The sequence below is a fragment of the Streptomyces sp. CBMA156 genome, assembly GCF_014596515.1.
Lineage (GTDB): Bacteria > Actinomycetota > Actinomycetes > Streptomycetales > Streptomycetaceae > Kitasatospora.
In genome coordinates, this window is the sequence record NZ_MSJQ01000389.1 from 35,019 (window position 1) to 44,331 (window position 9,313).

8 protein-coding genes and 1 pseudogene are annotated in these 9,313 nt (G+C 75.6%); 3 read left to right on the top strand and 6 right to left on the bottom strand.

Annotated features, from left to right (window positions below):
- The first annotated feature begins 153 nt into the window (after positions 1-153).
- Positions 154-369, top strand: a complete 216-nt coding sequence (locus tag BU198_RS34735) for an MbtH family protein (protein WP_188300843.1) — start codon at positions 154-156, stop codon at positions 367-369.
- On the top strand, positions 366-1,544 hold the full coding sequence (locus BU198_RS34740) for a Glu/Leu/Phe/Val dehydrogenase dimerization domain-containing protein (RefSeq protein WP_317620457.1): 1,179 nt from the start codon (positions 366-368) through the stop codon (positions 1,542-1,544). Before BU198_RS34735 ends, BU198_RS34740 begins: the two co-directional genes overlap by 4 nt.
- Positions 1,545-2,052: 508 nt before the next feature.
- Here BU198_RS34740 and BU198_RS34745 read toward each other — a convergent pair.
- The 3 genes and pseudogenes from BU198_RS34745 to BU198_RS34755 form a co-directional block, all read right to left on the bottom strand.
- Positions 2,053-3,270: a glycosyltransferase gene (locus tag BU198_RS34745; RefSeq protein WP_188300837.1), complete on the bottom strand. Its 1,218-nt coding sequence runs from the start codon at positions 3,268-3,270 to the stop codon at positions 2,053-2,055.
- Positions 3,267-4,061, bottom strand: a complete 795-nt coding sequence (locus tag BU198_RS34750) for a MerR family transcriptional regulator (RefSeq protein ID WP_188300838.1) — start codon at positions 4,059-4,061, stop codon at positions 3,267-3,269. Before BU198_RS34750 ends, BU198_RS34745 begins: the two co-directional genes overlap by 4 nt.
- 116 nt (positions 4,062-4,177) lie before the next feature.
- A pseudogene (locus BU198_RS34755) lies at positions 4,178-5,074 on the bottom strand (DUF6745 domain-containing protein); the annotation flags it as partial.
- 80 nt (positions 5,075-5,154) lie between these two features.
- On the opposite strand from BU198_RS34755, the gene BU198_RS34760 reads away from it, so the two are divergent.
- The gene (locus BU198_RS34760) at positions 5,155-5,751 is read left to right on the top strand and encodes a hypothetical protein (RefSeq protein WP_317620458.1); all 597 of its coding nucleotides are present in this window, start codon (positions 5,155-5,157) and stop codon (positions 5,749-5,751) included.
- Between the two features lie 508 nt (positions 5,752-6,259).
- Here the strand turns inward: BU198_RS34760 and BU198_RS34765 are convergent.
- The 3 genes from BU198_RS34765 to BU198_RS34775 form a co-directional block, all read right to left on the bottom strand.
- Entirely contained in the window at positions 6,260-7,477 is a 1,218-nt protein-coding gene (locus BU198_RS34765; protein WP_188300837.1) for a glycosyltransferase, read from the bottom strand.
- Complete coding sequence (locus BU198_RS34770; RefSeq protein ID WP_188300838.1) at positions 7,474-8,268, bottom strand: MerR family transcriptional regulator; 795 nt, start codon at positions 8,266-8,268, stop codon at positions 7,474-7,476. Before BU198_RS34770 ends, BU198_RS34765 begins: the two co-directional genes overlap by 4 nt.
- 116 nt (positions 8,269-8,384) lie before the next feature.
- Positions 8,385-9,313 (bottom strand): DUF6745 domain-containing protein (locus BU198_RS34775; protein ID WP_188300840.1); only part of this gene is annotated, 929 nt, incomplete at its 5' end.

Below are 9,313 nucleotides of genomic sequence, written 5' to 3' on the forward strand. Positions count from 1 at the left end.
CCCAGCCTGCCGGCCTGGCTGGACGGCCTCGACGCCCGCCTCGACGCCCGCCTCGCCACCCGTCGCGGCACCCGCCCCGACGCCGGCCACGAACCGGCTCCACCCCTCCGCCGCCCGGCGGACCCCCAAGCACCGACATCCGGAGGTAACGGCATGACCAGCGAAGCACCCGAGCAGTGGAAGGTCGTCGTCAACGACGAGGAGCAGTACTCGATCTGGTCCGCCGACCGCGAGACGCCGGCGGGCTGGCACGAAGCCGGCGTACGGGGCGCGAAGGACGACTGCCTCGCGCACATCGAACGCGTGTGGACCGACATGCGCCCCCGCAGCCTGCGCCTGCGGTCCGTCCCGGAGGAGGGTGCGCGGTGAGCCGGACGCTCGCGCCGCACGGTGCGCGCCCGGCGACCGGGCCCATGCTCTCCACCACCCTGAACCTCCCGGAGTGCCGGGCCCGCGGCTGGGTCGTCGTCGACTCCATGGTCGACGGCCTGGCCATGGGCGGCACCAGGATGACCCCGACGGTGACCGAGCAGGAGCTGACCGGGCTCGCCAGGGCGATGACCCACAAGCTGGCGCTGGTCGGCCTGCCCATCGGCGGCGCCAAGGCCGGCATCGCCCCCGATCCGCATGCCGCCGTCGAACGGCAGTCGGTGATGCGGGGGTTCGGCCGCGCCGCGGCCCCACTGCTGCACGGCGGGGTGTACCTGGGCTGCGACCAGGGCACCACCTACGCCGACCGGCGGCTGGCCTTCGAGGCCGCCGGGTACGACGTCACCCGCCGCCCCGGCACCACCCGCCTCACCGTCGGCTGGGCCGAACTGTGGGACCACATGGCCGACATCACCGGCTTCGGCGTGGCCGTCGCGGTGCTCGGTGCCCTGCGGGCCTCCGGTGCGCGGACCCCTCAGCGCGTCGCGATCCAGGGCTTCGGCACCGTCGGGCGCGCGGTGGCCGGCCACCTCGCCGCCCACGGCCACCTGGTGGTGGCGGTGGCCGACGTCCGGGGCACCGTCGAGGACCAGCGCGGACTGCCCGTCGCCGAACTCGCCGCGCTCACCAGCAGCGACGGCACGATCGACCGGAGCCGGCTGCCCGCCCGGGTCACGGCCCACGGGCCCGGGCGGGCGTGGCTGCACGTCGACGCCGACGTGCTGGTGCTGGCGGCGTCCGCCTCCGCGGTCGACGAGGAGGCGGTGCCGGCGGTCCGGGCCCGCCTGGTGGTCGAGGGCGGAAACCTGAGCTGCACCGCACCGGCCCGCCGGTTGCTGCGCGAGGCCGGCCACACCGTCCTGCCGGACGTGGTCGTCAACGTCGGCGGGGCGGCGGCGACCGGGTGCGTGCTCACCGGGCTGGCCCCGTCCGACCTGCCGCTCCCGCAGCTGTCCGAGTGGCTGCGCGACTGGGTCTCCAGCAGGGTCGCCAGGAACTGCGAGCTGGTGCAGGAGCTGAGCGCCTCGGGCAGCGCCGACCCGGTCGCGCAGCTCCTCGGTTCGCTCGCGGCCCCGGCCGGCGCCTCCGCACCGGGGGTCCCGGCCGAGCGGTGACCGGGCCGGCGGACGCGCCCTCGTGACGGGCTGCTCACCGTGGAACCGCGGTGAGCAGCCCGTCGTCCCACGGCTGTGGTACTTGTCGGGACCTTCCGCGTTCCGGCTTCCTGGGCCGGGTACGCACCAGTGAACAGGCCCGTGGGTGGACGTGGTTGATGTGGCGGCGGCCGGGGCGGACAAAGCGCCGGGGTCCTTGGAACGTGCCGTCGCTCTGCCTGGACGGAGACTTGGCTCACCTCTTCGACCGTTGGCGTGCCTGCGACGGTGCGAGCAACGTCCGACTGCGCCTGGCCACGAACGCCGGTCTCACGACGGGGAAAGAGGGAGCCTCGGCACTCGCCGCGATGTGCGGACCTCTGGCAGTGGCGGGAGGACCCCCTGACCTCCCGTCTCCGCCGTCCGACGGCGGCACCGGTGTGCGGCACCTCTGTGCGGCACCGTGGTGCTCGGCCCACTGGAGCGAGCCCTGGCGCGGGAACCGCGTGGCGCTCGCCGTCCTCCTCCACTACCGACCCATGGCCGCCACCGCCTCCGCGACCCGGGCCGCGCCGTCCTCCTTCGCCATCGCGCGAGCCGCCTCCTGTGCCCGCTCCCGCAGCCGCTGCTCCTCGACGGCCTGACGGATGGCCACCGCCAGCCGCGCTGCGGTCAGGTCGGCGAACCGCACCGGAGCCGTCGCCGCGCCGGCCCGGGTGAGCCGGCCGGCCCAGAACGGCTGGTCGGCCATCACCGGGACCGGGACGCTCGGCACACCCGCGCGCAGCGTCGCGGCTGCCGTGCCCGCCCCCGCGTGGTGCACGACGGCCGCCATGCGCGGGAACAGCCGGGCGTGCGGCAGTTCGCCGATCGTCAGCACGTCGTCGCCCTCCCCGGCGATCCCGGCCCAACCGGCCTGCACCACTCCCCGGACGCCCGCCCGCCCCAGGGCTTCCAGCGCCAGGGCGCTCAGCCGCTCGCCCTGTCCTGCCGCCATGCTGCCGAAGCCGATGAACACCGGCGGCGGCCCGGCCCGCAGGAAGCCCTCGACCTCGGCCGGGAGGCAGTGGTCGTCCGCCACGTGGGGCCACCAGTTGCCGACCACGCGCAGCCCCGGCCGCCAGTCCGCCGGACGCGGTACCAGGCTCGGGCTGAAGCCGTGCAGCACCGGCCAGTCCGCCCGCTCCAGGGCCCGTCGGCGTGCGGTCTGGGAGAGTGCCGGAAGGCCCAGCCGCGACCGCAGCCGGCGTGCGGCCTCGGTGTGCAGGCGGTCGACGACCCGCTGCCCGAGCGCCCCCGCCGCCCGGTTGCCCCAGCTCCCCAGCGAGCGGCCGCCCCCGACCACCGGCGGGAACTCCCGGGTCGGCAGCATGGGTTGCAGATAGACCCCCAGGGTGGGGACGTCCATCGCCTCCGCCAGGTGCCAGCCCAGCGGTGCGGTGGTGGTGCCGAGCAGGAGCAGGTCGGCTCCGGGCGCGGCGGCGTCCGCGAGCCCGTCACCCAGCTGCCCGATGAACGCCGCGGCCCGCGCGAGCAGTTCGGAGCGCCCGCCCGTCGGCTCGGTGCCCGCACCGCGCGGGTCGGCCGGGAGCGGACGGAAGTCGAGCCCGCTGCCGGCCACCAGCCCGCGGAAGGTCTCGGGCGCCGCGAGCGCGACCTCGTGCCCCGCACCGCGCAGATGAGCCCCGAGACCGGTGTAGGGGGCGACGTCGCCATGCGAGCCCGCGGCCATCACGAGGATCCTCATCGGCCCGCCCCGGTTCCGGTCGCGGTGCGCCGCTCGGCGTTCGCGCCGATGGCCGCGCGGAGGTAGCCTGCCAGGCCCGGCCGCTGGTCGGCCGGCGGTACGACCAGGGCGAAGGCGCGGGCGTCCGCCTCGTAGTCGTCGGCGATCCGGCAGTGCATCTCCGGCGGGCAGGGCGTGAACCACCGGGTGATGTGCTGCCGGTGCTGCTCGGCGAGGCCGAGCACCGTGACGTGGTCGACCGGCAGTCCCCCGTCGAAGGCGTCCAGCAGCCGGCCTCGCCATTCGGCGGCCTCCGCCATCAGCTGCTGCCAGTCCTCCTTGGAGTGGGTGGCGGCGCGGGCCAGGGCCTCCTGGTGGCTGTCCCGCTCACCCCACTTGAGGTGGGCGTCGGCGGCGTAACTGAGGTCGAAGACCACGTCCCCGAAGACCTCGAAGCGCTCCTCCGGGGTCAGCTCGACCCCGGTGCGCTGGACCTCGATGGCCCGCTCGGCGACGTCGACCAGCTTCTGCAGCCGGGTGATCTGCTCGGCGAGGGCCTGCCGTCTCGTCACCAGGTGGTCGAGCGCGTTGGCCTGCGGGTCCGCCAGGATGTCGGCGATCTCGTCGAGCGGGAAGCCGAGTTCCCGGTAGAAGAGGATCTGCTGGAGCCTGGCGAGGTCCGCGCCGGTGTAGAGCCGGTAGCCGGCCGGGCTGCGCTCGCTGGGCGCGAGCAGCCCGGACCGGTCGTAGTGGTGCAGGGTCCGGATCGTGACCCCGGCGAAGCCGGAGACCTGACCTACCGACCAGCTCATGCGTCCCTCCGATCATCCGTGCGTTCTGCTGCGCCCCCACCGTGCGGCCTGACGTGGGGTAAGGGTCAACACGCGCGACTCGGAGGCCCGCTCCGGATGCCGGGAGGCGTCCGCGATCAGGTCTCGCGCTGCGGGTGGTAGGCGGTCTCGGGTATGCCGAAGGTCCAGGCGACACCGGCGCGCGCGGTGCGGGTGCCCGGCGGGACGCGCAGCCAGTAGGTGCGGTGGGTGCCGTCCGGCTCGGGGGTGGAGTTGACCACCTCGACCATCACCACCGGCTCGTCGTCGGGCAGGACGATCCGCCAGAGCACACCGGTCTCGTCCCGGTGGATGGGCTCGGCGCCGGAGTCGGCCAGGTAGCGCTCGTAGCCGTAGTGCTCCAGCAGGACGCGGCGCAGCTCGGCGTTCTCCTCGGTGCGGATCCGCTCGACGGTCACCTCTGCCAGGGTCGCCAGGAACTCCGGTGGGACGGGCATGCCGCGCCAGGCGTGCAGGGCGAAGCCGTCGGCGTACTCCAGGGCGGGCCCGTCCGCCCGGTCGAGCCGGCCGGCCTCGTCGCGGTGCAGCGCGGTCGGCCGTTCGCTGAGCAGGGCCACCTCCCGGTACGGCCACCACCAGCCGGCTTCCCCGGCCAGTTCGGCGAGCGGTGCGACGGCGTCGGCGCTCGCGCCGGCGGCCTCGAAGGCGGCGAACCACGGAGCGTCGTGCTGGCCGCGCACCGCGTCCAGCAGGGCGAGCCGGACGGTGGTGCGGCGGGACCTGGCCTGTTCGGCGACGGCGACGTCGTCCTCCCGGTCGGCCTCGGGGGCGAGCCGGTCGAGCACGGCGTTGCGCAGCCGGTCGGCGAGCGGTGTGGTGACCGGACCGAGTTCGCCGCCGGTGAGCGCCCAGTGCCCCGCCCACCCGGTGGCGCCGACCTGCTCGACGGCGCGTCGCCTGGCCTCCTCCCAGGGCCGGGTGCGCACGGCCTCGCGCACGCTCTGCGCGCCGCCGGCCCTCAGCTCCAGCGCCGCCTCGGTCTGCCCTGCGGGCCTCCGGTGCGCGGACCCCTCAGCGCGTCGCGATCCAGGGCTTCGGCACCGTCGGGCGCGCGGTGGCCGGCCACCTCGCCGCCCACGGCCACCTGGTGGTGGCGGTGGCCGACGTCCGGGGCACCGTCGAGGACCAGCGCGGACTGCCCGTCGCCGAACTCGCCGCGCTCACCAGCAGCGACGGCACGATCGACCGGAGCCGGCTGCCCGCCCGGGTCACGGCCCACGGGCCCGGGCGGGCGTGGCTGCACGTCGACGCCGACGTGCTGGTGCTGGCGGCGTCCGCCTCCGCGGTCGACGAGGAGGCGGTGCCGGCGGTCCGGGCCCGCCTGGTGGTCGAGGGCGGAAACCTGAGCTGCACCGCACCGGCCCGCCGGTTGCTGCGCGAGGCCGGCCACACCGTCCTGCCGGACGTGGTCGTCAACGTCGGCGGGGCGGCGGCGACCGGGTGCGTGCTCACCGGGCTGGCCCCGTCCGACCTGCCGCTCCCGCAGCTGTCCGAGTGGCTGCGCGACTGGGTCTCCAGCAGGGTCGCCAGGAACTGCGAGCTGGTGCAGGAGCTGAGCGCCTCGGGCAGCGCCGACCCGGTCGCGCAGCTCCTCGGTTCGCTCGCGGCCCCGGCCGGCGCCTCCGCACCGGGGGTCCCGGCCGAGCGGTGACCGGGCCGGCGGACGCGCCCTCGTGACGGGCTGCTCACCGTGGAACCGCGGTGAGCAGCCCGTCGTCCCACGGCTGTGGTACTTGTCGGGACCTTCCGCGTTCCGGCTTCCTGGGCCGGGTACGCACCAGTGAACAGGCCCGTGGGTGGACGTGGTTGATGTGGCGGCGGCCGGGGCGGACAAAGCGCCGGGGTCCTTGGAACGTGCCGTCGCTCTGCCTGGACGGAGACTTGGCTCACCTCTTCGACCGTTGGCGTGCCTGCGACGGTGCGAGCAACGTCCGACTGCGCCTGGCCACGAACGCCGGTCTCACGACGGGGAAAGAGGGAGCCTCGGCACTCGCCGCGATGTGCGGACCTCTGGCAGTGGCGGGAGGACCCCCTGACCTCCCGTCTCCGCCGTCCGACGGCGGCACCGGTGTGCGGCACCTCTGTGCGGCACCGTGGTGCTCGGCCCACTGGAGCGAGCCCTGGCGCGGGAACCGCGTGGCGCTCGCCGTCCTCCTCCACTACCGACCCATGGCCGCCACCGCCTCCGCGACCCGGGCCGCGCCGTCCTCCTTCGCCATCGCGCGAGCCGCCTCCTGTGCCCGCTCCCGCAGCCGCTGCTCCTCGACGGCCTGACGGATGGCCACCGCCAGCCGCGCTGCGGTCAGGTCGGCGAACCGCACCGGAGCCGTCGCCGCGCCGGCCCGGGTGAGCCGGCCGGCCCAGAACGGCTGGTCGGCCATCACCGGGACCGGGACGCTCGGCACACCCGCGCGCAGCGTCGCGGCTGCCGTGCCCGCCCCCGCGTGGTGCACGACGGCCGCCATGCGCGGGAACAGCCGGGCGTGCGGCAGTTCGCCGATCGTCAGCACGTCGTCGCCCTCCCCGGCGATCCCGGCCCAACCGGCCTGCACCACTCCCCGGACGCCCGCCCGCCCCAGGGCTTCCAGCGCCAGGGCGCTCAGCCGCTCGCCCTGTCCTGCCGCCATGCTGCCGAAGCCGATGAACACCGGCGGCGGCCCGGCCCGCAGGAAGCCCTCGACCTCGGCCGGGAGGCAGTGGTCGTCCGCCACGTGGGGCCACCAGTTGCCGACCACGCGCAGCCCCGGCCGCCAGTCCGCCGGACGCGGTACCAGGCTCGGGCTGAAGCCGTGCAGCACCGGCCAGTCCGCCCGCTCCAGGGCCCGTCGGCGTGCGGTCTGGGAGAGTGCCGGAAGGCCCAGCCGCGACCGCAGCCGGCGTGCGGCCTCGGTGTGCAGGCGGTCGACGACCCGCTGCCCGAGCGCCCCCGCCGCCCGGTTGCCCCAGCTCCCCAGCGAGCGGCCGCCCCCGACCACCGGCGGGAACTCCCGGGTCGGCAGCATGGGTTGCAGATAGACCCCCAGGGTGGGGACGTCCATCGCCTCCGCCAGGTGCCAGCCCAGCGGTGCGGTGGTGGTGCCGAGCAGGAGCAGGTCGGCTCCGGGCGCGGCGGCGTCCGCGAGCCCGTCACCCAGCTGCCCGATGAACGCCGCGGCCCGCGCGAGCAGTTCGGAGCGCCCGCCCGTCGGCTCGGTGCCCGCACCGCGCGGGTCGGCCGGGAGCGGACGGAAGTCGAGCCCGCTGCCGGCCACCAGCCCGCGGAAGGTCTCGGGCGCCGCGAGCGCGACCTCGTGCCCCGCACCGCGCAGATGAGCCCCGAGACCGGTGTAGGGGGCGACGTCGCCATGCGAGCCCGCGGCCATCACGAGGATCCTCATCGGCCCGCCCCGGTTCCGGTCGCGGTGCGCCGCTCGGCGTTCGCGCCGATGGCCGCGCGGAGGTAGCCTGCCAGGCCCGGCCGCTGGTCGGCCGGCGGTACGACCAGGGCGAAGGCGCGGGCGTCCGCCTCGTAGTCGTCGGCGATCCGGCAGTGCATCTCCGGCGGGCAGGGCGTGAACCACCGGGTGATGTGCTGCCGGTGCTGCTCGGCGAGGCCGAGCACCGTGACGTGGTCGACCGGCAGTCCCCCGTCGAAGGCGTCCAGCAGCCGGCCTCGCCATTCGGCGGCCTCCGCCATCAGCTGCTGCCAGTCCTCCTTGGAGTGGGTGGCGGCGCGGGCCAGGGCCTCCTGGTGGCTGTCCCGCTCACCCCACTTGAGGTGGGCGTCGGCGGCGTAACTGAGGTCGAAGACCACGTCCCCGAAGACCTCGAAGCGCTCCTCCGGGGTCAGCTCGACCCCGGTGCGCTGGACCTCGATGGCCCGCTCGGCGACGTCGACCAGCTTCTGCAGCCGGGTGATCTGCTCGGCGAGGGCCTGCCGTCTCGTCACCAGGTGGTCGAGCGCGTTGGCCTGCGGGTCCGCCAGGATGTCGGCGATCTCGTCGAGCGGGAAGCCGAGTTCCCGGTAGAAGAGGATCTGCTGGAGCCTGGCGAGGTCCGCGCCGGTGTAGAGCCGGTAGCCGGCCGGGCTGCGCTCGCTGGGCGCGAGCAGCCCGGACCGGTCGTAGTGGTGCAGGGTCCGGATCGTGACCCCGGCGAAGCCGGAGACCTGACCTACCGACCAGCTCATGCGTCCCTCCGATCATCCGTGCGTTCTGCTGCGCCCCCACCGTGCGGCCTGACGTGGGGTAAGGGTCAACACGCGCGACTCGGAGGCCCGCTCCGGATGCCGGGAGGCGTCCGCGATCAGGTCTCGCGCTGCGGGTGGTAGGCGGTCTCGGGTATGCCGAAGGTCCAGGCGACACCGGCGCGCGCGGTGCGGGTGCCCGGCGGGACGCGCAGCCAGTAGGTGCGGTGGGTGCCGTCCGGCTCGGGGGTGGAGTTGACCACCTCGACCATCACCACCGGCTCGTCGTCGGGCAGGACGATCCGCCAGAGCACACCGGTCTCGTCCCGGTGGATGGGCTCGGCGCCGGAGTCGGCCAGGTAGCGCTCGTAGCCGTAGTGCTCCAGCAGGACGCGGCGCAGCTCGGCGTTCTCCTCGGTGCGGATCCGCTCGACGGTCACCTCTGCCAGGGTCGCCAGGAACTCCGGTGGGACGGGCATGCCGCGCCAGGCGTGCAGGGCGAAGCCGTCGGCGTACTCCAGGGCGGGCCCGTCCGCCCGGTCGAGCCGGCCGGCCTCGTCGCGGTGCAGCGCGGTCGGCCGTTCGCTGAGCAGGGCCACCTCCCGGTACGGCCACCACCAGCCGGCTTCCCCGGCCAGTTCGGCGAGCGGTGCGACGGCGTCGGCGCTCGCGCCGGCGGCCTCGAAGGCGGCGAACCACGGAGCGTCGTGCTGGCCGCGCACCGCGTCCAGCAGGGCGAGCCGGACGGTGGTGCGGCGGGACCTGGCCTGTTCGGCGACGGCGACGTCGTCCTCCCGGTCGGCCTCGGGGGCGAGCCGGTCGAGCACGGCGTTGCGCAGCCGGTCGGCGAGCGGTGTGGTGACCGGACCGAGTTCGCCGCCGGTGAGCGCCCAGTGCCCCGCCCACCCGGTGGCGCCGACCTGCTCGACGGCGCGTCGCCTGGCCTCCTCCCAGGGCCGGGTGCGCACGGCCTCGCGCACGCTCTGCGCGCCGCCGGCCCTCAGCTCCAGCGCCGCCTCGGTCGCGGCGAGCGGCGAGCCGAACCAGC